The following is a 25,384-nucleotide window of genomic DNA, read 5'->3' as shown; positions in this document are numbered from 1 at the left end:
GCTATGATTTCAGATGAGGGTCCAGCGCGTCGCGCAGGCCATCTCCCATTAAGTTGATCGAGGCAGCGGTAATAACAATGGCTGCCGACGGAAAAAACATCAGCCATGGTGCCGTACGCATAAATTCACGCGCTTCAGAAAGCATCAAGCCCCACTCAGGCTGTGGAGGCGGCATTCCAAGTCCAAGAAAACTCAGCGTTGACTCATACAGTATAATTTTCGCGACATTTAAGGTCGTATTGACAATGATGACACCAACTGCATTCGGAATGATGTGCGACAAAATAATTCTCGTACTCCCCGATCCGCCTGCACGGGCAGCTTCAACATAATCCTGCTCCGCGAGATTCAGCACCTGAGACCGGACTAAGCGCACATAGTTTGTAAAATAGGCCAGAGTGAGCGCGAATAAAAGGTTGGTGAAGTTCGCGCCCAGCGCATAGACCACGGCCATGGTAAAGAGAATATCAGGTACAGACATAAAGATATCCAGGCTGCGCATAATAAAACTGTCCACTTTGCCGCCAAAATATCCGGAAATAGCGCCGAGGGCACTGCCCAGCACGGCTGACGAGAAGGTAGCCAACAGTGCTATACTCAGCGATGTCCGCCCGCCATGCAGGAGTCGTGCGAAAGCATCCCTGCCGTAGCCATCCGTTCCGAAGAAGTGTTCTCGAGAAGGCGCAGCCAACTGTTGGGTGAAATCCTGTTTTATGGCGGCTTCATATGGCACGATAAAATCCGCTGCCAGCAGCATTATTGCAATAATCGAAAATAAGACAAAGCCAATAACTGCGCCCTTGCTTTTACTGAATCTCCTCCAAATTTCTTTGGTTTGGCTGGGACGCTTGAAGTTATCCACTGTCGTGGACTCGACCTTTTGAGGGTTCATTTTCATTTCCACGATAGTCTACCCCTTTGTATTGGAATATTTTGCGCGAATGCGAGGATCAACAAACGCATAGATGATGTCCACAAGCAGCATGACAAGCGTGAAGCATATGGAGATGAGAATTGTGCCTGCAATGATCACTGGCTCATCCTTGTAAGCAATGCGGTCTACAATCAGACTTCCAATGCCGGGTATTGAAAATATTTTTTCCGCTACAACCGCGCCTGCGATCAAAACGCCCAAGCTCAGACCAATCTGTGTGACAACCGGAAGCAGTGCATTCCTCAGCGCGTGTTTCCATACTACCGTCCGCTCTGCGGCGCCTTTAGCCCGAGCCGTCCGAACGTAATCCTGCCGGATCGCTTCAAGCATGGAGGATTTAGTGAAACGCATGTTTTGTGCTGCAGGCGGAATAGAAATTGCAAGCGCTGGCATTATGTAGTGTTCAAAGGAACCAATACCATAGGAAGGCAGCAAATTCAGCTTTAACGAGAAGAAATACAAAAATAGGAGTCCAAGGACAAAAGAAGGGAACGCCGCCATAAAAAAGGCTACTAATGATGGGACCGTATCCCAAAGAGAATACTGTTTGACAGCGGCATAGATCCCAAAGGGAATCCCCACTGAAGCTGCAATGAAAACACCCAGAAATGCCAGTTTTAGAGTTTCAAGGAATCTCGGCCAGATCTCATCAAACACCGGCTGTTTTGTCAGGTACGAAAACCCAAAATCCTGATCTATGACCATGGCTTTAACATAGTTGAAGTACTTGATTGGAAATGGCAGATTATAGCCCAGCGCTGCATTGTAGGCATCTACGTCAGCCTGAAGGGCGCTTGTTCCCAGCATCGCCCGGCCGGGATCTCCGGGTGTGATGCTCATGACGGCATAAATAATCAGCGTGACGCCCAATATTGTCGGAATAAGAAACAGGAGTCTCTTAATGACATATCTGTACATAATCGAATCTCCTTTATAAAGTATGGCATCCCCACACATCAACCACGGGAATGCCATACTTGTCGATGATAGTCTGTATTTTTTCTGCTGACTACTTTAGATTATTCAACCCATTTAAAATTATAAATATGGTAGTAAGTTGGGGATAATCCGCCCGGATCCAGCTTGGATGACCATACGATCCCAACCGGATTGTGGTACAAAGGAAGAATCGTAGCAGAATCCATGACCATTGACCAGAGCTCTGTGTAATAGTCAAGGCGCGCATCGACATCCGCAGTTGAGACGCCAAGGGCGACTAACTCTTCGAGTCTCTTATAATCCAACGGACTCTTTTCATCTGCGTATTTGACAACGTACATGCCAGTAGACTCTGAATGGACCTGTTGTCGGATATTATTGAAGTCATAGTTTCCGCTGTCTCCAAAAATACACATATCATAATCTTGTGCGTAGAGCTTAGGTGTGACCTGTGCTGCCTCAGCAACATAAATCTCGCACTTTAAGCCAACTTCAGCCAGATTTGCCTGGATAACTTGAGTTGCTTTTGCTTTTTCAGCTGTTGCTGCGCCGTAAGTCATCAGCGTGCCAACATCAATGCCTTCTGCGATTTGCGCATCAGTGAAACCAGCTTCTTTAAGCATGGACTTAGCTTTTTCAGGATCATAGTCATAAATCTTGAATCCGCCATCTTCAAATGAAGGTGATGTTGCAACATATTCGTGAGGCATATATTCATAAGCTGGCGCTCCGTAGCCGCTGGCTGCAGCTGCGTTAATGTTGTCTTTGTTGATTGCGTAGAATATTGCTTCGCGAACTTTCAAATTTCCAAGAATATTGTTGTTTGTTGGAGAGAGATAGTTGATTGCCATGAAGCGAATGTTGTTGCCTTTTGTAAGTGAGTTGTTTTCACCTGAAGCAGCTACCAGAGATTCCCACTCAGAGAGCGGTGCATCTGGTAAGTATTCAAGTTCGTCGTTCTCAAACGCAATAACCGCAGCTGCGTCATCAGAAATGACGATGTATTCGACGTTTTTAATATTAGGTACACCTTTCCAATAATTTTCATTAGCTTTTAACTTTAAGCCGGATGCCACATCATACTCCGTGATGATGTACGGGCCTGTCGCTGCAGTGTGCGGCACAGTACCAAATGCTTCGCCCTGCTCTGTGACTTCTCTTTCGCTTGAGATCTTGATAGACCAGAAGGTGTGTGAGATTGCGGAGTAAGGGTAGTCAAGCGTGAAAACAACCGTCTTGTCATCTGTTGCTTCAACAGATTTGATCATAGATGTAACATAGTTGAAACGGGAGTTTTCCATTGCGCGTTTGTAGCTGAAGACAACGTCAGATGCCTTTAAAGGATCTCCGTTCTGGAAAGAAGCGTCTTGCAGTGTAACTGTGTAGGTCAAGCCGTCGTCGCTGATGGCCACTTCTTTGGCAAGCTGGTTCTGATAACCGCCGGCTGCTTCATCAATTGTGTAGAGACTTTCAAAAACCTGTACCCACATGATCTGCATGTCGAAGGTGTTGGTGGTTGCTTCCCAATCTGTTGACTGGAGTGAAGCGGTCTTCCTGATGGTCAGAATCTCTTCATCAGGGTTCACGGCCGGCGTTTCAGTACCGCCTGGTTCCTCACTTGGCTCAGTTGTCTGTCCGCAGCCTGCCAATACAGACACCAGCATCAGGAACATAAGTAAAAGTGACAGTAAGCGCTTTTTGTTCATTTGTTTTCCCCCTTTAATTATGATCAACATTCATGATGGTTATCATCACGATGTTAATTCAAACTGAAACATACTTCATACCACGGATGAAGAACTATCACAAAATTCTGTTTTTTCAGCTTATTGAGAATCTCTTTTCAGAAATGCAGTCATGCAGTGCACAGAGCCTTTGCCCTTGTTCAACTCCGACAAATCCAAAACATCAACTCTAACTCCGGCCTTTTCCAGCAGTTCAACCGTTCTCGGCGAGCCCACAGTCGTCACGACATGGCCGGGCTCAATGGCGACAAAGTTCACGGAGTAACCATATTTTGCCTCCGTTTGGGAAGGTGTCTCGATGATTTTATACCCTTTCTTTTTGAGAGTATCCACCACAATGTAAGGAACCTGGCTGGAATGGATCACTGCTACCTCAGGTGAAGCCAGATTGAGCAGTCCATCAATATGCGCATGCCCATAGGGAATCTGCATTGGGATAATCTCTGTGACACCCTGGCGCCTGAGCTCATATTCCATTTGATCATAGCCTTCACGGTTGGCACGAACACTGAGTGACAGGATGCAGGTATGACGGTCGACCCACATGGCATTGGCGCCCTCAAAGATCCCTCGGCCAGAAATTGTTCTGACGATAGGAACGCCAATTCTTCCAAGTGCCTCAGAAACGTAGCGCTCTTCGCCCCGTCGTTCTGCCATGGCCAGTCTGCAGACAATAGCGCCCTCAGGTGTCATAAACAACTTATCGCGGCAGAATACCGCGTTAGGTCTGTCTTCTCGAACCTTTTCCGTGTAATAAACCGTCACGCCTTGAGCTCTGTAATATTCCGCCAGCAGATCATGCTGTGCCTGAAATTTGACAGGATCCACGGGCTCCCTGAAGCGGACCTTGTCAAAGTCAAAGCTGCTGAGCTCATTTCCAGGCCTGTGCAGCAGTACTGCCCGAAGTCGGTTGTACTCTGATGCGCAGCCCCAGTCTCCACCCCAGTAAGGCACCATGTCTTCTTCAGAACTGGTTTCCAGAGCGAACCAGCGTTCACCCCTGATGGCCTGAAGATCCGGCAGCGGCTTTCCTTCTTTGACAAGTTGATCGAAATCCAGAACCATGTCGCTCATGACAGCCTCCTCATTTTTAATAACGGATTAGAGCTCTATGTAATTTTTTGAACGTGAACTGGTTGCATTTGGTGCCAAATCCAGCTTCCTGTCCTGAATGCCGAGAATTATCTCAGGCTGGATCCACGGCTTTCCTTGAATTGCAGAAGTTTCTTCGTGGGTCAGGTAGCCTTTATAGGCAGTGAGGCTCCTCCGATAGTAGCCATCCGCCACACACGTTTCTTCGACACCATTGTTCAATATGCTCAGAATTAAAGGCAGCATGATGGCAGCATAAGAGACAGAGGTACTGTAGGCAACAGCACCAGGGATATTAGACACACAATAATGAACTATACCATTCTCAACATAGCGAGGATTGTCATGATGGGTCTCATGGCTGCTCTCAATAGCACCCGGATCATCATTGCTGATGTCAACCAATACAGAACCCGGCTCCATGAGCTTCAGCATCTCTCTGGTAATGAGGAAATCTTTTCGCTGCTTTGGCCATTTGACACAATTGAGCACCATATCCGTCTGAGGCAAAACAGATGCAATCGTTTCCTGATTACAAAACATGGTATTGATTTTTCCGTTGTATTTCGCAGAGGTGGAGCGCAGCACGCCCACATTTATATCCATAACCGTACAGTTTGCACCCAGTGCGTATAAAACTTCCAGAGCGCCCTGTCCGACGATTCCGGCGCCCATAATGAGGACGTTCATGCCAGGCGCACCAACGAAGCCCCCAACATACTTTCCTTTTCCGCCGTTGATGGTCAGCATGGATTCCAAGCCGAACAAGGCGCCTTGTTTTCCCGCAGCCTCACAATTCGGCGAGCCATAGCGGTGGGAATCTTCAGCCGTAAAAGCGATACATCCGCTTTTCAGGATTGCGTCTACCTCTTCAGGGTGTCCCGCTGGATGGATGCAGCCCAGAAGGATTTGATCTTTTCTGATTAAATCAAATTCAACCGGTTCAAATTCTTTGACTTTTGCTACCATATCACAGCGCCGATACATTTCTTCCATGGTATCGACAATCTCAGCACCTGCGTCGCGATATTGATCATCTGTAAAATTCGACCCTAATCCGCAGTTTTTTTGAGCCAGAACCTGATGTCCGGATGCAACAATGCTGCGAACTTCCATTGGGGTGCAGATGACTCTGTTTTCACCTTCCTTTATGTCCTTAAGAATGCCGAATATCATAATAACCCTCCTGCGTTTTAAGTTATGAATCAATAATAAACTGACGGTTTTGTATTTTCAGATATTTTAACGACGTTTATAGATAGAGCAATTATCATGCCATACAATAATACGCGTTTTTTTGATGTTTTTTGTATTTTTTAGGTTTATATGGCTTTTGTTAAGCCCAATAAGCCTATTTATGCTTAATAGTGAATTCTTCGAGGAAATGGACAAAACTTTAAAATTATGGTAAATAAAAAATGAGGTGGCACACGCATGATATTAACCGTCTATGGAGCAATGAAAATGGAGGCACTTCTTTTTTGCTGCACTGATTTTAAATAGTGACCCGGAGGGATGAAGATGTACGAAATCCAAGTTCTAACGCACGAAGATACCGAACGGCTGCTCACCATGAAGGACGTAATCTCCCGTATTGAAGGCGTATACACGGAAAAAGCCAACCACACCGCCGCAGTTTGGCCCATGGTTTTCTACGAATTCGAGCCAGGCAAAGCAGACATGGACATCAAATCCGGCTGTCTCAGAGAACAACAGGTCTATGGGTTAAAACTCGTCAGCTGGTTTGGCGACAATCCCCCAAAAGGGCTTCCCGCTCTGACCGGCGCCATATTGCTCTTTGACCTTTCCACCGGCAAACCGCTCGGCTTGATCAACGGAGAGCATGTGACCGGCATGCGTACAGGCGCGGCAGGTGCCATAGGCATTAAATATCTCGCCAGAGAGAATTCCGAAACCTTGCTGATGGTGGGTACAGGACATCAGGCGGCTTATCAGATCTCAGCAGCCATCACAGTTTCGGATACGCTTAAACGCATCCTCGTTCATAACCCCATGAATCCGGAACGCGCTGTTGAGTTCTGCAGCTCCTTTGAACTAAAAGGCGCAGAATACCACGGCATCACGGCCTCCATACTCAACGCTCGCGGCATCACCCTGGAACCGGCGCTCAATCTTGAGGCTGCTGTAAAGGAAAGTGATATCATCATCACCGCGACGCCATCAAGGCGGCCGCTGATCATGAAGGATTGGGTCAAGCCAGGCACGCATTTCAGCTGCATGGGCTCGGATATGCCCGGCAAACAAGAAATTGATGAGAACATCATAAGCGTCGCGAAAGTCGTTGTGGATGATCTGACACAGGCTATGGCAGTCGGGGAAGTTGAGACAGCATTAAAGCGGAGCATTCTTTCCAGTGATGAGATTCTGGGTGAGATTGGCGATCTTATCACCGGACGGATTCAAGGACGGACGTGCGAATTGGACATCACTGTGTTCGACTCCACCGGTATAGGTCTTCAGGACATTGCCACCGGCGCTCTGGCGCTTGAAAACGCGGCCGCTGGCGAGCAGACTGCACCTATTGGCACTCGTGTGGCTTTCTAGTGAAACATAAGACTGACTTGGGATCAAGGGGGAATAATATTGAACATTAAACCATTTGGCGTCGAAAGATGGATGGATTTATATGAAACGACCTGCTTATACAACATTGCCGAAACCTGCGTCGATTCCTTGACGCTGAACGAATTAGAGCTGTTGACCGGCGAACCTGGCACGCTGGACGGCCTGATTAAAAACGCGCGCATGACCTATGGTGAAATTCCGGGAAACCGCAGGTTCAGAGAAGGTGTAGCCAGTCTCTATAAAAACGTGGAACCCGACCAGATCCTCAGCACTAATGGCGCTATTGGCGCGAATTTCCTCGCCCTGTACACCCTGGTCAATCCAGGAGATGAGGTCGTCGTCATTGTTCCGACCTACCAGCAGCACACCAGTATTCCCGAAAGCCTTGGCGCGAATGTCAAAACAGTTTGGCTCCAAAGAAACAAAGGATTTCAGCCTGATTTGAACGAGCTTAGGGAAACGGTGACACCGGAAACAAAACTGATTTGTTTCAACAATCCCAACAATCCGACAGGAGCCCTGATAGATCCTAAGACAATGCAACAGATCGTGAAAATCGCCAGAGAACAGGATTCCTGGCTATTATGCGACGAAGTCTACCGACATCTGAATCATGACGACGAGTATGCCCCTTCTGTTGTGGATCTTTATGAGAAGGGCATTAGTACCGGCAGTATGTCCAAGGTCTTCTCACTGGCTGGTCTAAGACTGGGATGGCTCGTCGCGCCAAAAGAGCTCATTGAGGCTGCCTATGACATTCGTCACTATAATATGATCAGCTGCGGAAAAATTGACGAGATAATTGGGGCTTTCGCCCTGGAACACAAAGATAAAATTATCGCAAGAAGCAGAGCTATCCTTAAGGAGAATTTGGAAATTCTCGATGAATGGATCTCCAACGAACCGCACATCGACTATGTACGGCCAAAAGCCGGTACGACCGCACTGCTTTACTACGACATGGATCTCTCCTCCACAGAACTGTGCCACGACCTTATGGCAAAAGAGGGCGTCATGCTGACCCCCGGGGATTGCTTCGACATGGGCAGATGTTTAAGAATCGGTTACGCTTTCGATCCCAAGGATTTGAGAGCAGGGCTGGAAGCCTTAGGCAGATATCTCAGAAAGTATGATCACACAGAAGCATAATGCTTTCGTGCACGTAGTAAAATATTCCCGATTAAATAAAAGCGCGTTCCCGAGAGGGACGCGCTTTTATGCGTTGATTGATTAAATAATAGCACCTCTTATTCAGATTCTTGATGCGGACTTCAGGGTTCCAATATCCTTCAGCAAGTCAACGCCGGCCAGCGTGATCCGGCTGCCGCCTCTGCCCTTCGCAGACTTTATGTACCCCATTTCGCTCAAGATTCTCAAGCCGTTTCGGATTTCAGTTTCCGTAAAGTCATAACCATGCTGGGTCAGAATTTCCTCCAGCTTGATTCGCCCCCACTTCTGGCGCTTATCCTGTTCAGTGCTAAGTACAGTTAAAATCCCTTCAAACATTTCAAATTTCTTTCCTTCTCTCAGGAGGAACAACATGTTGTTTTGGTGCTTCTCGACAACCGGTTTGACTGAGTAATTGACTTCTGAAGCTTCCTTTTTCAATGTGATATAGTCAGGCAAATCGTCAGTGTCGATATAAATCTTATCTTGGCTGCACAAAAATTCCGAGGCGTTGCGAAGCTCACGTACATTACCCGGCCAATCGTAATCGCAAAGCAACTCCATTGCCTTAGGTGAATACGTCCATTTTCCGCACATTGCTTTCATAAAATGATCCAGCAATACCGGAATGTCCTCTTTTCGTTCTCTCAAACCAGGCGTTTCCAAGGGTAATACGTTCAGTCGGTAGTATAGGTCTTCCCTCATCTTTTTGTCTTGGATCATTTCCTTAAGATTTCTATTGGTAGCTGCGATTACACGTGTATCCACGTCAATCAACTTAATTGATCCAATCCTGGCGACTTTTTTCTCTTCTAAGACACGGAGCAGTTTACTTTGCAGCGCCATAGGCATTTCTCCAATTTCATCCAGAAAAATTGTGCCCTTATGCGCAATTTCAAACAGTCCCGCTTTTCCGCCTTTCTTTGCCCCTGTAAAGGCGCCCTCATCATATCCGAACATTTCACTTTCCAGCAGATTTTCAGGGATTGCAGAGCAGTTCAGCGCCACAAAGCTATACTTGCTTCTATGTGAGGCATTATGGATGCTCTGGGCAAAGACTTCTTTGCCGGTACCGCTTTCCCCTGTGATCAGCACCGCAGCGTCGGATCTGGCTATACGCTTTGCGCTTTCTATGCATGCTTTGATTTTGGCACTTTCTCCTTTGATGTCGCTAAAAACATATTTCGCCTCATGACGACTCCCTGAGATTCTTGAGCGGATTGAATGCTGTCTGTCCTCCAGCTCTTCGAAATTCCTCAGAGTAATAATATTTCCCCGCTTCAATTTGTCCGAATAAATCGTCGAAACCTTGATAACCAGATTCACACCGTCAATAGCGACGATTTTTTCAGTGGTCTTTTGCGGCATGATGTCATCACCCAGCTTCAGTTCAGGAAGAATATCCGCTATGGCAAATCCTTCTATAATTCCGGATTTGTTTTTGAGCATGTTTTTCGCTTTCTGATTTGCCAGGTAGATTTGGCTCGTCAGATCCGTGAGAATGATGCCATCCTCCATTAGTTCTATCAGTGCTTTGATCTGATCCAGAAGGTTCTCGTTTTCCCCCAGCAGTTTGGCAATACCTCCGGAAGTCAGTACGACATCATTTTTTGCTTTTCTGGCTTCATCAGAATTGAAAATGCCGTCAATTTCCATCTTTTCAGCGAGTTCAATCACACTTTCGATATCCAGTACACGTTCCCCAAAATTTATGACTCGTTCCATGCCTGGCGGCATCATTTGCATCTCATTCGGTGTTATAGCAATCACAATGCTTTTATCTCTCGTATCTTCATCCCCATAGTAGGGGACCAAATCGAGATTTTTATATCCAGCTTCATAGATCTGGGTAATGACCTCCATACACTTTCTATAGTCGATATTGACCAAGAGTATTTTTTCACTTGCCGGCAGATCCTTAAGCATATCAATCTGTTCTCTGCTCAAAGTAAACCGCAGTGCTTGAAGCACAGAGGACTCTCTTATCTTCTCGTAGACTTTCTTAAAAACCGTGAAGCCTGAGATTGCAATGTATTTTTCGCGGATATAGTCCATGCGATCAATCTCTCTTGCCGAGTAGGCATTAAATTTCGCCTGATTCCCAAGATACACTTCAAGGCACCCTTTAATGAAATCCGCATAGCTCTGCTCAAACGCAATGACTGCGACCTCTTTCATCTCACACAGTTTCCTTTCTCCAACACACTGACGTTGTTTTGACAGTCGCACAATTCCGACTATTCATACTTCAATTTTGAATGAAAATTCCTGTTTGGTCAAGGCAGATGTTATTCAGGTGGCAGAACCGGTCATTAATGTAGCTGCTTGCGAACTGGAGACAACCTGGAGACAAACGCCAAAAAACGAAAAAACACCAGATTCTCAACTCGCAAGAATCTGGCATTTCCAATGGTTTGAAGTGGAGCCGGCAATGGGACTCGAACCCGCGACCTGCTGATTACGATTCAGCTGCTCTACCAATTGAGCTATGCCGGCATGACCAAAGAAATCAAAAAAATGGTAGCGGTGGGCGGATTCGAACCACCGACCTTCCGGGTATGAACCGGACGCTCTAGCCAACTAAGCTACACCGCCAAGGCCAGGATTTGAAGCCACTTCCCCAGTGCCTGGTAAACACATACATTATATTACACGATCCCAAAGATCACGTCAAGCCAGTATTTTTCCATTTTAAAGCCCATTGCAAAGCTGCCGTCTCTATCTTTCTCATTTTTAAACTGATCATTTGTTAGTTTAAAGATTCAGATAGCCCCTTGATACCAGCAGTCCTTCAAGGTTGTCATAGTCACTGACCCCATAGCCCGTCATGTCAAATGTCTTTAAGATGGTTTCCAGCACCAGCGCCCCTGCAATAATGATATCCGCACGCTTAGGCTGTAGTCCCGGCACTTCGCGCCGCACCTCAAGCGGCATTTCCGAGAGTCTGAGGATCAAGTCATCCAGCCCCCGAACGGAGAGTTCGAAGCCTTGAATGCGTTCCCGGTCATAAGCTTTCATGCCAAGCGCAATAGCGCCAAGCGTTGTTGCTGTCCCCCCAATCCCCACGGCTGACTCAGGCCTATATCCGATTACAAGCTCGCGCCAAGCATCCAGATGTTCCAGTGCGTCACCTCTAAGCGCGTCCACCTCTGACATAGTTGGCGGATCACTTTTTAGCCACCGCTCAGTCATCCGTACAGCACCGAGAGGAAGCGACACCTTGTGGGCGATCCCCTCAGAATCCCCCAGAATGAGCTCTGCGCTTCCGCCGCCAATATCTATGACCAGCACCCGACCGGGATGCGTCAAGCCGGCTAAGACCCCTTGGAAGCCCAGTACGGCCTCCTCTTCACCGCTGACAATTTCAACGGGAACGTCCGTCTCAAGCTCAACACGTCTGGCAAAGGCATGACCATTGCCCGCTTCGCGAACCGCGCTTGTTGCAAAGGCGCCCAATAAGCGGGAGCCGCGACCATCGGCCAAAGCTTTGAACGCGCGGACCGCTTCAATAGTCTCATCCATGGACATCTGCCGGAGCAGCCCGGTCTGATCCACACCTGCTCCTAGTCGTGTCATACTGAGCAGTTTCTCAGCACCGACCAATTTTCCGCCTTCCAACTCTGCCATAAGCAGACGGATCGAATTGCTCCCCATATCAATGACCGAGATTTTCTCCACACCTATCCACCTCATCTCATATTCAACGATAAAAAAAATCGCCGGTCCAGGCCGGCGAATTGCATTACTTTGTTTTCGTGCTAAAGCCGTTGCCTCTGCGGCTCGACTTGGCATTCTTTTTAATGCCTTTAAGTTTGTCATCCGAGTCTTTCATAAAGCTCGTCAGCATATCTTCAAAGCCACCGCCCGAATTGGTTCGCTCGGACCTAAAGTTCTGTGGTTTTGGTGAAAAGTATGGTGCCGGACTTGAAGGACGATTACCTGGACGCTGATCTCTTCCCGATTCAGAGGATCTTGGCGCGTAGCCCTGTGATCTCGGCGCGTTACCCTGTGGTCTTGGCCCATTGCCATGTGGTCTTGGCGAGCCGCCTTGTGGTCTTCCCTGATAACCTTGGCTTGGGGCAGCAGCCGGAGCGTTTTCCGGTTTAGGCATAGCCTGGCGAATAGACAGACTGACCTTGCCTTTTTCATCAATATTGATGATCTTGACCTTGACCGGTTGTGATTCCTTCAGGAAATCAGAAACATTCTTTACGTAACTGTCAGCAATTTCTGAGATGTGACACAGTCCTGTTTTTCCATCCGGAAGCTGTATAAATGCTCCAAAGCTGGTAATTCCGGTGACAACCCCATCAACGATTTTTCCGATTTCAACAGCGGACATAGTAATCAATCATTCCTCCTAAATGTTTTGTTCCTTCCAATTATAGTGAAAGCAAGTCGGACTGTCAACCTCGGCAGTCCTGAATTTTGTAAATTTTGTTCACGACCCTTACTATTCCTGGATTACATAGATAATCTCGTTCGGCATAACCATTTTCAACTTTGATCTCGCAATTTTTTCAATATTATCCAGGCTTTGTGACGCTTTCAGGTCCTGCTCAAGTTTCTCTTTTTCTTCACTAAGCCGCTCGATTTCCTGATTCAGCCGCACCTCTTCAACCTTGAGATCTCTTAGCCTGATCTCCTGATTGATGACGGTGACGACAAAGTAGATCGAAAATGCAATGATGAACAGGACGAGGAATTTATGCCTGAGCAGCGGATTCTTTTTTTTGACCGGCTTCATGGGATCTCCCCCCTGCAATTCTCTGTTTCAAGAGGTTATATTCGATGTACTAATTCTCATCTAAAATGCGGTACATTTCCTTGGCACTATCCTTGGTGACATGCTCCGTGAGCGCCAGGACCTCAACTGTTATGTAGTTCTCACCAATTCTCAAGGTAACCTTGTCCCCTACAGCGACATTGGCGCTAGGCTTGACTTGCTTGCCATTGATCTCAATGCGGCTTTGTTCGCACGCATCCTTGGCCACGGTGCGGCGCTTGATCAGGCGGCTGTTCTTTAAAAACTTGTCGATTCTCATCTTCTCCAGGTGCCTCCATGCTCGTGGTAAAAAAAAAGCAGCTTGCCAGCTGCTTTTTCTTATAGTGACTACAGATTGACTAATTCCTTAAGCGCTTTACCGGCTTTAAATACAGGTGCCTTCGATGCTGGGATCGCAATCACTTCTTCTGGATTTCTTGGGTTTCTGCCTTTTCTTGCTTTACGCTCTCTGACGTCAAACGTGCCAAAGCCGACGAGCTGTACCTTATCGTCTTTTGCAAGCGCTTCCTCGACGCTCTTCATGAATGCGTTTAAAGCAGCCTCAGCGTCTTTTTTAGTCAAACCGGACTTTTCTGCCATGCTTGTTACCAATTCAGCCTTGTTCACTAAAAACCCTCCTCATCTAAGTATTTCGGCTCGTTATAAGCTATTACTATCTTATCCTGTAAGTACCTGTCATTTCAAGACATTTTTTAGGATTTTGCCTACAAATCGTTGATTTTTGCACGATTCCAGAGGTTATCCATCTCTGATAAGGATAAATTTTCCAAACCTCGGGCTTTTGCTGGCTCACTTTCCTCAATTGCTTGGAAACGCCGGATAAATTTCTCAATGGTTTTGTTGAGCGCCAGCTCCGGATTGACCTTCAAAAAACGGCTGACATTGATGACCGCGAACAATAAATCGCCAACCTCACCGGACAGCTTCGACTCATCGCGCTCTTCAGCGTTCATTTCCTCCAGCAGCTCATCGATCTCCTCATGGATTTTCTCAAAGGCGCCCTCGACATCCGGCCAGTCAAAACCGACAACCGCCGCTTTTTTCTGAGCCTTGTAAGCCCTCAGTGTCGACGGAAGTGCCATAGGCAGCTGCTTCATGGCCTCTGTCACAGACTCAATGGCTTTTTCTTCCCGCTTGATTTGCTCCCAGTTGGTGACAACTTCCTCCGCGTCCTCCACGGAAAGCTCCCCAAAGACGTGTGGATGCCGATGGATGAGTTTCCTGCAAATACCCGAAATAACATCCGTGACGTCAAAATACCCGTTCTCTGCGGCGATCTCGCTATGGAAGACCACCTGCAGCAGGACATCGCCAAGTTCCTCTTCAAGCGCCGGCAGATCGTCATTGTCTATAGTGTCCACGACTTCATAAGCTTCTTCAATCAAGTACTGCCTCAAGGACTGGTGCGTCTGCTTGCGGTCCCAGGGACAGCCATTTACATCTCTGAGTCTCTTCATAATGGCAACCAGTTCGCTGAACCTATAGCGATGGTCCACCTTAGTGTCAATTCTCGGAATCCACAGCGAGGTCAGATGATCCAGGGCATCCAGATGCTCCGCTCTATCCAGCTGGTAGAGGGGAATCCGCGTGACTTTTTCTTCCCCGGGAATACCTGCCGCCCTGACTATGAGTATGTCGTGGTCATCCGGATAATAGTCCATCAGCCTCAGCTTGACCATGGAGCCAATCGCCTGGTCGTAGACCTGGAGAATCAGCAAGTCAACCGTTTGCACTATTTCAGTGTTTTCAATCTTAAAAGCGTCCAGAATGGACAGACCGGAGACGGGATCGATTTTTAAAGTATGAATCATGGCATCCAGAAAACTGGTACCATGGACAAAGTCGAGCTCAATGCCATGAAGCGGTGCCAGTTCAATCAACCGCTCCACCGTATTTTCCGCCACAAAGGGACTCCCCGGCACTGCATACACAATATCTTCGTGCATAGCGCGCTTCAGAAGGTCTGAAACAATGGCTTCATAGACCTCGTCAAAGGTCTCGAACTGCTCATAATAATCGTCGTAGGACTCAAACCTGCAACCCAGTTCCTCCAGCGGTTTGACTACCGGATGCCGGGCTGTACGCAAGCTGACGACGGCTGCATTCTTTAAGGTTTCAAGGCTTTTAATGGTCATGAAATCCAGCGTACCCGGGCCCATGCCCACTACGGTGATCTTCGCCATAATCAGGACCTCCCGTCTTTGCGGATGCGCAGTTTCGCGCCGAGCTTTTTAAGCTTTGTGCCGCCTGGCATCATATCCATGTCCTCATCTGTAATCGTTTCCGTCACGAAGAGCATGATCAGGTAAACAAAACCACCCAGCAAAATGGAAGCGACTGTAGCCAGGCGCCCTGGGAGAAACATCGTGAACAGGGCATAGGAGGCTACCACGACAAGACCCATGACCACCGTATCGATGATCGGGCGTGTAAACACCTTGGATATATTGAGATTGATTTCCTTACGGGTCATGATATAGACGACGTTGAGGATGGCTGCTACTGCAAAGGCCGTTACAGTCGCAATGGCAGCGCCGAGGACATTCAGGCTCGGAATGCTGACCAGCGTATAGTTGAGCACAAGCTTAAAAACTGCGCCGGCCATGAGAAAGATCGCCGGCAGGACAGGCTTGCCAAAGCCTTGAATAATTCCGGTCGTGATCTGGTACAGTGACAAAAAGATGATCCCCCAGCCGTAAACCGCCAGGATTTTTCCCGTGGTTACCCAGACATCCGGCTGATTGAAATAGAGAAGTCGAATAATTGGCTCCGCCAGGAGGGAGATGCCCGCAGCCGCCGGCAATCCAATAATCATGGCCAGACGCATGCCCGTCTCCACATTGTGGGTCAGACCTTTGTTGTCGCCCAAAGTTTTGAGATTCGCAATAGCAGGCACTATACTGATCTGTACGGCAGCGGTAATGACCTGCGGCAAATTGACAATGGACTGCGCAAAACCGGAGAGCTGCCCATAGAGAGATTCCGCATCCGCGCCGCTGAATCCAATCTCCTTGAGCCTGACAATGACAATGGAGGCGTCGAACAAACCCATTATAGGCATGACCGAGGCGCCGATGGTTATAGGAATAGCGATCATGAGAATCTCGCCGAGGACTTTCCAGAACGACTCGTGCTCGCCGGTGCCCTGATTAAAATCAATCCCGCTGGTTTTAACAAATTTTCTGTACATGTAATAGACCGCTGCAAACCCAATAACGGCCCCCGTGGTGGCGCCAAAGGTAGCGCCGGCCGCCGCAAATTCAAAGCCGGACTGAAGAAAGACAATAGCGAGTCCAAGACCGCCGACAACTCTGAACAGCTGCTCAATGACCTGGGAAATGGCGAAAGGCTCCATCATCTGACGACCTTGGAAGTAGCCGCGGTAGACTGCCATCATAGACACAAAGAACAGCGCCGGGGCAAGGGCGCGCATAGACATCAGCGAGCCGTAGTTTTCGTTGGCTTCCGTGATCCATGGTGCAAAAATGAACAACAGAAGGGCAGAAGCAGCGCCTATGACGAGCATGAGGACATTGGACACTCTGACAATGCTCATGGCCCCTCGTTCATTGCCTTTGGCCAGACGTTCTGAGACAATTTTGGCTATGGCGGTTGGAATTCCGGCTGTGGATGCCGTTAAAAGCATAATGTAATAGGCATATGCGCCCTGATAATAGCTCATCCCCTTGTCGCCAATGATATTCCCAAGAGGAATCCTGAAGAAGGCGCCAAGAACTTTTACAAGAATCGCTGCAGCGCCAAGAATCGCGGCCCCGCGTATAAAGGTGGATGAACTGTTTTTCTTACTGTCGGGTGTAGGCATGTCGATCCCTCCGTGGATTTGCTGTGACTATTATATCACGAAAAAGGGATTGAATAGTCGGCCTAGTCAATCCCTCAGGTCTTTCAATTCAAAGTGCTGTGTTTGATTTGCCGGTGACCCCGTCTGATCTTCCGGACTATTTAATACGCTCTGGGAAAGTGTCAACTGTGGCTTCAGCTTTTAAAGCGTCAATCTTCGCCAGATAGGCATCTTGAGCGATATTGCTCAGCAGTGCCGATTTCTGAATCTCGATCTCCTGCTCTGAAGCGCCGTTCGCTTTCATGGTGTTGAGTGTTTGGACGTCATGCACCTTAATGATGTGATATCCGAACTGCGACTGGATTACTTCGCTAACCTCACCTGCTTTTAAAGCAAAGGCTGCTTTTTCGAACTCTTCAACCATAGTACCTCTTCCGAATAATCCAAGTGCGCCACCGGTTTGAGCTGAGCCTGTGTCAACAGAATACTGCTTTGCCAGTTCAGCGAAGTCTTCACCCGCGGCAATTTTTCCTTTGATCTCATCTGCCAGGGCAGCTTCCGCGACCAAGATATGGCTGGCATCGACCTGGAGCGGGTAGGTGTCGTACAGATTTTCAAGGTTGGCAGTGTCACCTTCTACTTCTGTATATACCAGGCGCTCGAATTCTTCAGTATAGAGTTTGGATTCTATCTGGGATTTTATATAAGCTTCATCTATGCCGTTTGCCTCATAAAACGCTGTCAGATCTGCGTCCTCTGCCGCCGTTTCCATAAATGCTGTATAGGCCTCTTCAACCTCTTCTTCACTGAGTTTATAATCCGTGGAAGAGACATGCCCAATAATGAGTTTTTCAATGACCATGGCTTCAAGGATCCGCTCGCGGATCATGTCTCTGACTGTCTGACCCTGAATTTCCTGTGTCCAGATGGTATCCCCGTAAAGTTCATTATAACTGCGCTCTACCATGGCGAACGCCTTGTTGAACGTCTCGAGATCCATAACTTCACCATTGACAACAGCAACCGCATTTTCAGGCACCACCGCACCGCTGCTGTCTTTTTTCTGGCAACCCCCTAGTGAAAGCGCCAATACCAATATCAGAGCCAGTGTCAGGCTCAATGATCGCTTTATGGTTTTCAAAATTTACACACTCCCTCATTATGTTGACTCGAACTCGATTATATAACAAATCAGTTCGTGTTCATAGAGATTATTTTTAACAATAAGGTTTCAAGTTCTTTCGCCTTATCTTCTTTTGTAAGCTTTGGCTGGCTGAACTTATACTTGAAATAAGGCTTTCCGCTCATATTGAAAGCAATTCTGCGCCCGTAGACCGCCGAGGCTTCCGCCACAACCTGAATCCCCATCCGCTCATTGTGCTGGAAGTTCGCGATCACGTGATCTTCTCCTTCGCGGATCAGCCGGATGCCCAGCCTTTGGGCCATGGCTTTGACGTGGGCGATCGCCAGAAGGTTGTACACTGGTTTTGGCAAGGTACCAAACCGGTCTTCAATCTCCTCCTCAATGTTAAAGCGATCCCTCTGATCCCGAATGGCAGCGATCTTTTTATACAGCTCAAGCTTGTGGTCGCTGTTGGCCACATAATCATCAGGGATAAAAGCATTAATGGAAAACTCAATTGTGGTCTCAAACTGTTCTTCCACGGTCTCGCCCTTGATCTTTCGAACATGCTCCTCCAGGAGCTTGCTGTACATTTCATAGCCAACCTGAGACATGTGCCCATGCTGATCTGAACCCAAAAGATTGCCTGCCCCCCGGATTTCAAGATCCTTCATGGCAATTTTGAAGCCCGCGCCCAGCTCCGTAAACTCCTTAATTGCTTTCAGACGTTTTTCTGCCACTTCTGTCAGCACTTTGTCCTTCTGATACATCAGATAAGCATAGGCTATTCTGTTGCTTCTGCCCACCCGTCCTCTCAGCTGATAGAGCTGGGACAGGCCCATTTTATCCGCGTCATTGATCAGGATGGTATTGACATTGGACATATCCAGCCCCGTCTCAATAATAGTTGTACTTACCAGAACGTCGAATTCGTGATTCATGAAGGAGATCATCAGATTCTCAAGCTTATGCTCCGGCATCTGTCCATGAGCATAGTCAAAACGAGCTTCAGGCATCATCTCTGACAGCCGTGCCGTGATGCGGTCAATATCCTGAACCCGGTTGTGAACGAAGAACACCTGCCCGCCCCTGTCAACCTCTCTCAGAATCCATTCCCGAATCAAGCTCGCATCATATTCCACCACATAGGTCTGAATAGGATACCGGTCCTCAGGCGGATCTTCGATTAAGCTCATATCTCGGATGCCGGAAAGTGACATATGAAGGGTTCTAGGTATAGGTGTGGCAGTCAGGGTAAGGACGTCAATCTGCGCCTTGAGTTTTTTGATGGATTCCTTATGGCGCACGCCAAAGCGCTGCTCTTCATCGACCACCAGGAGCCCAAGGTCTTTGTAGACGACATCCTTGGACAGTATTCTGTGAGTACCCACGACAACATCCAAAAGTCCCGTTCTGAGATTGTCAATAATTTTATCCTGCTGCTTTTTCGTCCTAAAACGGCTGAGCATCTCCACTTTGACGGGATACTTTGAAAACCTGTTTTGCATGGTGTTGAAATGCTGCTGCGCCAGAATCGTGGTCGGCACCAAAAAAGCGACCTGCTTCCCATCCATGACCGCCTTAAAGACTGCTCGAATGGCAACTTCGGTCTTCCCATAGCCAACGTCGCCGCAAAGAAGCCGCTCCATGGGTTTTGGCGTCTCCATGTCCCGCTTGATCTCCACTATGCAGCGGAGCTGATCCGGCGTCTCCTCATAAGGGAACATGTCCTCGAAGTTTTTTTGCCAGTCGTTGTCCTCCGCGAAAGCATATCCCACAGCTTTACTTCTGGCAGCGTAGAGTGCCACGAGTTCTTCCGTCATATCTTCAATGGCTTTCCTGACCTTGGCTTTAGCTTTGGACCACTCTGCGGTCCCCAGCCTGGAAAGTTTGACGCTGGCTTCCTCCGCACCGACATAATTCTGGAGGGTGTCCATATTTTCCACCGGCACATAAAGAAAGTCATCTCCGGAATATCCTATTTTAATGTAATCCCGCTTGAGGCCATCTACGGTAAGCTGATCCACGCCAATATAGCGTCCTATGCCATGAGACTCGTGAACGACGAGACTACCGACGGTGAGCTCATTAAAGCTTTTGATCATCTGTCCCTTGGATTTAGATTTGGCTGTGCGGCGTTTCTGTGGTGCTCCAAAAATCTCTCTGTCTGTCAGCAATGTCATTCTGGCGCTCATCAGCTGAAAACCGGCCGCTACGGTCCCAAGGCAGACAGAAGCTCGGCCAGGTTTTAATTCCGGGGCTTCAGTCCGGTAAACATCCACGAATAGGCCTGCGTTCTGAAGCTCCTTTGCGACATTGTCGCGCCTGGACTCACTGGACAGCGCCAGCAGAACACTTTGTCCATGCCCGAGCCAGCGTTCCAAATCTGTGATCAGGAGTTCCATTTTACCGTAATAAGGTGCGCTCTCCATGGTCTCAAATTTGACGCGTTCACCCGCGACAAAATCCGGTGTGCGCTTAATGAGCGCATCCACCGTTAAAAGCCGCGTATGCCGCATATGATCAAACATCTGGTTCAGTGCCGGGATCCGCTGCGCCATTTCAGGGAGCGTTCTGCCGGATTCCAGATAATTTTTAAAATTCTCAAGAAAACCTTCATAGGTCATTTTATAGCGGTCGTGAACTCTAGCGTCGTCGAGGATGATAATCAAATCCTCACGGCCAAAATAGTCCATTAAGGTAGAATACGCCGCTTCGAAAGCGAGTGGATAATACTTGTCGTGATCATCAGAGGCATAACCCTGAGAAATGGCCTCTCTCACCTCTTCGAGGTGGGCTAAATATTTTTCATCCAAATTCTTCTTTTTGATCCTTTTGTCCAGTTTGTTAATAATGGCTTCGGCAATCTGCGCATTGAGGACAAATTCCGTCGCAGGTCTCAGCCTCACCGCACTCAGCTTTTCAACCGATCGCTGGGACTCAGGATCAAAAGAACGGATGGAGTCAATTTCATCGTCAAAAAACTCGATGCGCAGCGGTTCTGCACGATCCACCGGAAAGACATCGAGGATTCCGCCCCGGACAGAGAATGCCGCCGGACTCTCGACGATCTCCTCTCTCATGTAACCTAGGCGGCCGAGTTCTTGAACCAACATTGAAATTTCCATGGTCTGGCCCACTTCGAGCCGGATTAAGCCCGCAGCAAACACATCCGGCGGCGCCAGCTTGGTCGACAACGCTTCGACCGGCGCGACATAGACCATGCCGTCTTCGCGGTCGAGCAAACTGCATAAGGCAGCGACCCTTTGGTCAATAACGCTTCTCGAATGAGCGAAGGAATCGAATAAGGCCAGCTCTCTCGCCGGGATATAGACCGCATCCTCGGAGAAGCCGGCGTACTGGTCCAAGAATTCCCTGGCCTCACTGTCATTAGGCGCTATGACGAGCATCCTGCCCCTCAAATCCTGACGCAGCGTCGCTACCAGCGCGCCCATAGCCCGGCTGTTCAGTCCGTCGACAGAAATAGTCCGGACCTCTCTGTCATAAGCGTCCATGAGCGTGCGGTATTCTTTTGTACTGGCTAAAGCCTGCAGTAATGCCTTCACTTCAATCCCTCTTATCCTTTGACATTATGGCGGTTCATGGCCAGGTCCACGCCGCTGTCGACGATGCAAAGCGCGGCGTCTGCGGCGCTTTTAACGGCTTCAATGACCGCAGGAACCTGTTCTTTATCAAATCTGGACAACACAAAATCCGCCATAATCCATCCCGGACCAGGGCGGCCAATGCCAATTCTTATACGCGGAAAGCTTTCATCCGTCAGTCTGTAGATGATGTGCTTCATCCCATTGTGTGAGCCTGCGCTGCCGCTCTTTCGGATGCGGATTTTCCCGATTTCAGTGTCGAAGTCATCATAAATGACAATGAGATTCGAAACAGGAATGCCATAATACCGCATCATGTCGTGTACCGCTTCGCCGCTGAGGTTCATGAAGGTTTGCGGCTTTGCCAGGATCACCTTATGACCTTTATATACCGTTTCACCTATCAAGGCTTTGAACTTGATTTTGGAAACCTTGACGGACAATCGGTCTGCGAGGACATCAATGGCTTCAAAGCCTACATTATGCCGTGTCGCGTCATATTTCTTCCCCGGATTGCCAAGGCCTACGATCAGATACACTTTTACTCCTCCTACTTATGAGACAGCTTCATTATAACAAAAAAATGGCCGGAAAAAGAAGTCCGGCCCAATTGTCGTCCTATTGAATTACAATTAATTTTAGTCAAACAGCTTAGACACTGAATCATTGTTGAAAATTCTGCGAATGGATTCTGCGAATAATCCCGCTACAGAAAGTTGGACCAGATTGTCAAGTTTGTCGCGATCCTTCTGGTAAATGGTGTCAAGCACAACCAGTTCATCAATGCCTGAATCTTTAATCCGCTCAATGGCAGGACCAGAAAGAACGGCATGGGTGCAGCAAGCGTAGACGTCTTTCGCGCCAAGACCTTTCAGCGCTTTTGCTGCATTGACGATAGTCCCGGCGGTATCGATCATGTCGTCGATCAGAATGACATTTTTACCTGAAACATCACCAATGACGTTCATAATTTCGCTCATGTTCGCTTTTGGACGGCGCTTGTCAATGATAGCGATTGGCGCATCCAGCATTTCCGCAAACTTCCTGGAACGTGCGACGCTGCCCAGGTCAGGCGATACAATGACAAGGTCTTCAATCTGCTTCTTCGAGAAGTAATCAGCCAGTATAGGACCACCGACAAGATGATCCACCGGAATGTCAAAATAGCCCTGAATCTGAGCCGCGTGGAGATCCATGGTCAGAACGCGGTCCGCGCCGGCAGCTGTCAAGAGGTTGGCGACGAGTTTTGCGCTGATTGGATCCCGGGCTTTGGCCTTTCTGTCCTGGCGCGCATAGCCATAGTAAGGAATGACCGCGGTGATTCTGCCTGCTGATGCGCGTTTGCAGGCATCAATCATGATCAGAAGTTCCATGAGAAAATTGTTGACGTTAGGAATGCTGGTGGACTGAATGATAAAAACATCCACACCGCGAACTGTCTCGTTGATATTGACAGCGATTTCGCCATCACTGAAGCTGGTTACCTCAGCGTCTCCCAGCGGAAGACCGATTTCCGCGCAAATATTTCTCGCAAGCTCAGGATTTGAGTTGCCTGAAAAAATCTTGATCTTTTTGCCTTTCGTGTGCATGTTGACCCTCCAGTCAGTCTTTTTGCCTTCCGGATCTCTCTGTCTCCGGAAATGGCTTATTTTAGGTTGTTCGCTCAACGGTTTTTTCGTTTGACCCAGCCTTCAATGTTTTTCTGCTTATCTCTGGCTATGGCGAGTGAACCACTTGGAACATCTTTGGTAATGGTGCTTCCTGCCGCGACATAGGCGCCTTCACCCACAGTTACAGGAGAGATCAGGTTGACATTGCAGCCAACAAACGCGTCATTTTCCACAACAGTTCGGTGCTTCTTCTTGCCGTCGTAGTTGACGAAGACAACGCCGCAGCCAAGATTGACATTTTCTCCGACATCTCCGTCCCCAACGTAGGTAAGATGGGAGATTTTTGCGTCATCCCCAATATTGGAATTCTTGATCTCGACGAAGTCGCCTACCTTTACGCGCTGGCCCAGGACAGAGCCCGGTCTCAAATAGGCGTATGGACCGACGGTTGAATCATCTCCCACAGAACTCTCAATACCCGTGGAGTCTTTGAAGGTAACGCCATTTCCAATATGGCAGTGCTTCAGTCTTGCGTTAGGCCCAATTTCACAGTCTTCCCCAATAACCGTGCCCTTTTCGATAATACAGCCCGGATAAACTACCGTGTCGCGACCGATGACAACGTCCGCGTCTACATAGACCGAAGAAGGATCAATCATGGTCACGCCCTCCAGCATCAAAGCTTTATTGATGCGCTGGCGCAGCAGCGTTTCACATTCGCTGAGCTGGACTCTGGAATTGACGCCGCTGATTTCTGAAGCATCCTCTGTTTTGTAAGCACCGACTCTCTCCCCGGACTCACGCGCCAACTTGATTAAATCCGTCAAATAATATTCACCCTGGGCGTTGTCATTTCTAATTCTCGGGATTTCAGTCAGCAGCGTTTCGCGTTTGACGACATAGACACCGGAGTTGATCTCTTTGATGCGTTTTTCTTCAGCAGACGCGTCCTTTTCTTCGACTATGCCGAGTACATTGCCTTCTGAATCCCTTAGAATCCTGCCGTAACCATAAGGCGATTCGAGTTCAGCTGTCAGCACGGTGCATCCCGCACCTGATTTTTCATGATACTGAACGAGCGCTTCCAAGGTCTTTGATGACAGGAGCGGCGTATCACCGCAGAGAATCAGCACGTGTGCCTCGTCACCAAGTGCTTCAAGGGCGATGGAGACCGCATGTCCTGTTCCAAGGCGCTCAGTCTGATGGGCATAAAAAACTTTCCGCCCGCTGAGGGCCGCTTCGACCGCTGACTTGCCGCTGCCAACGACCAGTATGGTCCGGTCTGAGCCGACTTTTGCCGCGGCATCCATAACGTGCTCCACCATAGCTTTACCCGCAACGCGATGCAGTACTTTGGGGAGCTTTGACTTCATTCTCGTCCCCTCTCCGGCTGCGAGAATAATTGATGCTAAATTCATGCCTTTCGACTCCTTATATCTTAAATTATGATTTTTTGATCCGTTTGAACGCTTTTCAAAGGGATTATACCATATTTTTAACAAACCGCGGTAACAGAAGAAATAAATCCTGAAGGGCATAGAAAAAAAATACTGAAGCAGGGCTCATGTTAGCCCGTGCTTCAGCACAGTCCGTTCCATCCTGAGCCGCAAGTTAGCGCGTCAACTCATTTCCACGGAACGCTTAAAGGTCAGTCAGTTCTTCCGCTTCATCAAATTCTCCGATGGTCTTCGCGCGGTCATACTCCGCAAAGATCACGTCCTGAAGCATTCTACGCGTCTCCTGGTTGATAGGATGCGCAATGTCACGGTAGTCGCCTTCTCCGACTTTTCTGCTCGGCATGGCGACGAATAAGCCACTCTGGCCTTCAATGATCTTGATGTCGTGAACGACAAAGACATCATCCAGTGTCACCGACACAACGGCCTTCATTTTGCCTTCATCCCGCAGTTTGCGAATCCTGACGTCAGTTATTTTCATCCTCTCGAACCTGCCTTTCGCTCTGTCTGAGTTAACGCTGGTACCCTGTAAATTCTA

Annotated in this window: 21 protein-coding genes and 2 tRNA genes; 2 read left to right on the top strand and 21 right to left on the bottom strand. The window is 48.3% G+C overall.

Translation table 11 applies throughout. The features are described 5' to 3' along the window. Position 1: 1 nt before the first annotated feature. The 5 genes from OEL90_RS04910 to OEL90_RS04890 form a co-directional block, all read right to left on the bottom strand. Entirely contained in the window at positions 2-898 is an 897-nt protein-coding gene (locus OEL90_RS04910) for an ABC transporter permease (protein ID WP_300687359.1), read from the bottom strand. A gap of 12 nt (positions 899-910) precedes the next feature. After that, positions 911-1,852 (bottom strand): ABC transporter permease, encoded by a 942-nt coding sequence (locus OEL90_RS04905; protein WP_291399773.1) that lies wholly within the window; start codon positions 1,850-1,852, stop codon positions 911-913. Positions 1,853-1,953: 101 nt separating this feature from the next. Then, positions 1,954-3,579 carry an ABC transporter substrate-binding protein gene (locus OEL90_RS04900; protein WP_291399771.1) on the bottom strand — a complete coding sequence of 542 codons (1,626 nt, stop codon included), beginning with the start codon at positions 3,577-3,579 and terminating at the stop codon, positions 1,954-1,956. 120 nt (positions 3,580-3,699) lie between these two features. Then, the gene (locus OEL90_RS04895) at positions 3,700-4,692 is read right to left on the bottom strand and encodes a dimethylarginine dimethylaminohydrolase family protein (RefSeq protein ID WP_291399770.1); all 993 of its coding nucleotides are present in this window, start codon (positions 4,690-4,692) and stop codon (positions 3,700-3,702) included. 27 nt (positions 4,693-4,719) lie between these two features. Next, entirely contained in the window at positions 4,720-5,886 is a 1,167-nt protein-coding gene (locus tag OEL90_RS04890) for an alanine dehydrogenase (protein ID WP_291399769.1), read from the bottom strand. 345 nt (positions 5,887-6,231) lie between these two features. Between OEL90_RS04890 and OEL90_RS04885 the strand changes: the two genes are divergently transcribed. Together OEL90_RS04885 and OEL90_RS04880 are read left to right on the top strand one after the other, a co-directional pair. Then, positions 6,232-7,275 carry an ornithine cyclodeaminase family protein gene (locus OEL90_RS04885; RefSeq protein ID WP_300687343.1) on the top strand — a complete coding sequence of 348 codons (1,044 nt, stop codon included), beginning with the start codon at positions 6,232-6,234 and terminating at the stop codon, positions 7,273-7,275. Positions 7,276-7,314: 39 nt separating this feature from the next. Continuing rightward, entirely contained in the window at positions 7,315-8,445 is a 1,131-nt protein-coding gene (locus tag OEL90_RS04880; RefSeq protein ID WP_300687341.1) for an aminotransferase, read from the top strand. Positions 8,446-8,547: 102 nt separating this feature from the next. Here OEL90_RS04880 and OEL90_RS04875 read toward each other — a convergent pair whose 3' ends face one another. From OEL90_RS04875 to spoVG, 16 genes are all read right to left on the bottom strand, one after another. Beyond that, positions 8,548-10,641: a sigma 54-interacting transcriptional regulator gene (locus tag OEL90_RS04875; RefSeq protein ID WP_300687339.1), complete on the bottom strand. Its 2,094-nt coding sequence runs from the start codon at positions 10,639-10,641 to the stop codon at positions 8,548-8,550. Positions 10,642-10,883: 242 nt separating this feature from the next. Then, positions 10,884-10,959: transfer RNA gene (locus OEL90_RS04870), tRNA-Thr, on the bottom strand. A gap of 22 nt (positions 10,960-10,981) precedes the next feature. Further along, positions 10,982-11,058 (bottom strand) — tRNA-Met (locus tag OEL90_RS04865). Positions 11,059-11,217: 159 nt separating this feature from the next. Beyond that, complete coding sequence (locus OEL90_RS04860) at positions 11,218-12,141, bottom strand: Ppx/GppA phosphatase family protein (RefSeq protein WP_291399761.1); 924 nt, start codon at positions 12,139-12,141, stop codon at positions 11,218-11,220. A gap of 64 nt (positions 12,142-12,205) precedes the next feature. Continuing rightward, the gene (locus OEL90_RS04855) at positions 12,206-12,805 is read right to left on the bottom strand and encodes a S1 RNA-binding domain-containing protein (RefSeq protein WP_291399843.1); all 600 of its coding nucleotides are present in this window, start codon (positions 12,803-12,805) and stop codon (positions 12,206-12,208) included. A 111-nt stretch (positions 12,806-12,916) separates the two neighbouring features. Continuing rightward, the gene (locus OEL90_RS04850; protein WP_291399759.1) at positions 12,917-13,210 is read right to left on the bottom strand and encodes an FtsB family cell division protein; all 294 of its coding nucleotides are present in this window, start codon (positions 13,208-13,210) and stop codon (positions 12,917-12,919) included. Positions 13,211-13,259: 49 nt separating this feature from the next. Then, positions 13,260-13,508 (bottom strand): RNA-binding S4 domain-containing protein, encoded by a 249-nt coding sequence (locus OEL90_RS04845; RefSeq protein ID WP_291399757.1) that lies wholly within the window; start codon positions 13,506-13,508, stop codon positions 13,260-13,262. 68 nt (positions 13,509-13,576) lie between these two features. Then, positions 13,577-13,855 carry an HU family DNA-binding protein gene (locus tag OEL90_RS04840; RefSeq protein ID WP_291399755.1) on the bottom strand — a complete coding sequence of 93 codons (279 nt, stop codon included), beginning with the start codon at positions 13,853-13,855 and terminating at the stop codon, positions 13,577-13,579. Positions 13,856-13,953: 98 nt separating this feature from the next. Then, positions 13,954-15,432, bottom strand: coding sequence for a nucleoside triphosphate pyrophosphohydrolase (gene mazG, locus OEL90_RS04835; protein WP_300687336.1), 1,479 nt, complete (start codon positions 15,430-15,432; stop codon positions 13,954-13,956). A gap of 2 nt (positions 15,433-15,434) precedes the next feature. Next, entirely contained in the window at positions 15,435-17,072 is a 1,638-nt protein-coding gene (locus tag OEL90_RS04830; RefSeq protein WP_291399751.1) for a putative polysaccharide biosynthesis protein, read from the bottom strand. A gap of 136 nt (positions 17,073-17,208) precedes the next feature. Then, positions 17,209-18,192 carry a peptidylprolyl isomerase gene (locus OEL90_RS04825; RefSeq protein ID WP_291399749.1) on the bottom strand — a complete coding sequence of 328 codons (984 nt, stop codon included), beginning with the start codon at positions 18,190-18,192 and terminating at the stop codon, positions 17,209-17,211. A 50-nt stretch (positions 18,193-18,242) separates the two neighbouring features. Next, complete coding sequence (gene mfd / locus OEL90_RS04820) at positions 18,243-21,740, bottom strand: transcription-repair coupling factor (RefSeq protein ID WP_300687333.1); 3,498 nt, start codon at positions 21,738-21,740, stop codon at positions 18,243-18,245. Positions 21,741-21,751: 11 nt separating this feature from the next. Then, positions 21,752-22,318 (bottom strand): aminoacyl-tRNA hydrolase, encoded by a 567-nt coding sequence (gene pth, locus OEL90_RS04815; protein WP_291399745.1) that lies wholly within the window; start codon positions 22,316-22,318, stop codon positions 21,752-21,754. Between the two features lie 99 nt (positions 22,319-22,417). Further along, positions 22,418-23,368 carry a ribose-phosphate diphosphokinase gene (locus tag OEL90_RS04810; RefSeq protein WP_291399742.1) on the bottom strand — a complete coding sequence of 317 codons (951 nt, stop codon included), beginning with the start codon at positions 23,366-23,368 and terminating at the stop codon, positions 22,418-22,420. Between the two features lie 74 nt (positions 23,369-23,442). Beyond that, positions 23,443-24,807, bottom strand: a complete 1,365-nt coding sequence (gene glmU / locus OEL90_RS04805; protein ID WP_291399741.1) for a bifunctional UDP-N-acetylglucosamine diphosphorylase/glucosamine-1-phosphate N-acetyltransferase GlmU — start codon at positions 24,805-24,807, stop codon at positions 23,443-23,445. A 223-nt stretch (positions 24,808-25,030) separates the two neighbouring features. Next, positions 25,031-25,327, bottom strand: a complete 297-nt coding sequence (gene spoVG, locus OEL90_RS04800) for a septation regulator SpoVG (RefSeq protein ID WP_291399738.1) — start codon at positions 25,325-25,327, stop codon at positions 25,031-25,033. Between the last annotated feature and the right edge of the window lie 57 nt (positions 25,328-25,384).

This window comes from Acidaminobacter sp. (assembly GCF_030247605.1).
Classification (GTDB): Bacteria; Bacillota; Clostridia; order Peptostreptococcales; family Acidaminobacteraceae; genus Acidaminobacter.
Note: the sequence above shows the minus strand (reverse complement) of the source record. Positions and strands in the feature narration are given on the sequence as shown.

Bases quoted from the DNA above. Each gene is read 5' to 3' on its own strand.
- OEL90_RS04895 (WP_291399770.1), bottom strand. From the start codon at position 4,692: ATGAGCGACATGGTTCTGGATTTCGATCAACTTGTCAAAGAAGGAAAG.
- OEL90_RS04850 (WP_291399759.1), bottom strand. From the start codon at position 13,210: ATGAAGCCGGTCAAAAAAAAGAATCCGCTGCTCAGGCATAAATTCCTC.
- mazG (WP_300687336.1), bottom strand. From the start codon at position 15,432: ATGGCGAAGATCACCGTAGTGGGCATGGGCCCGGGTACGCTGGATTTC.
- OEL90_RS04910 (WP_300687359.1), bottom strand. From the start codon at position 898: ATGAAAATGAACCCTCAAAAGGTCGAGTCCACGACAGTGGATAACTTC.
- glmU (WP_291399741.1), bottom strand. From the start codon at position 24,807: ATGAATTTAGCATCAATTATTCTCGCAGCCGGAGAGGGGACGAGAATG.
- OEL90_RS04875 (WP_300687339.1), bottom strand. From the start codon at position 10,641: ATGAAAGAGGTCGCAGTCATTGCGTTTGAGCAGAGCTATGCGGATTTC.
- OEL90_RS04810 (WP_291399742.1), bottom strand. From the start codon at position 23,368: ATGCACACGAAAGGCAAAAAGATCAAGATTTTTTCAGGCAACTCAAAT.
- spoVG (WP_291399738.1), bottom strand. From the start codon at position 25,327: ATGAAAATAACTGACGTCAGGATTCGCAAACTGCGGGATGAAGGCAAA.
- OEL90_RS04900 (WP_291399771.1), bottom strand. From the start codon at position 3,579: ATGAACAAAAAGCGCTTACTGTCACTTTTACTTATGTTCCTGATGCTG.
- OEL90_RS04890 (WP_291399769.1), bottom strand. From the start codon at position 5,886: ATGATATTCGGCATTCTTAAGGACATAAAGGAAGGTGAAAACAGAGTC.
- OEL90_RS04885 (WP_300687343.1), top strand. From the start codon at position 6,232: ATGTACGAAATCCAAGTTCTAACGCACGAAGATACCGAACGGCTGCTC.
- OEL90_RS04855 (WP_291399843.1), bottom strand. From the start codon at position 12,805: ATGTCCGCTGTTGAAATCGGAAAAATCGTTGATGGGGTTGTCACCGGA.
- OEL90_RS04845 (WP_291399757.1), bottom strand. From the start codon at position 13,508: ATGAGAATCGACAAGTTTTTAAAGAACAGCCGCCTGATCAAGCGCCGC.
- OEL90_RS04830 (WP_291399751.1), bottom strand. From the start codon at position 17,072: ATGCCTACACCCGACAGTAAGAAAAACAGTTCATCCACCTTTATACGC.
- OEL90_RS04905 (WP_291399773.1), bottom strand. From the start codon at position 1,852: ATGTACAGATATGTCATTAAGAGACTCCTGTTTCTTATTCCGACAATA.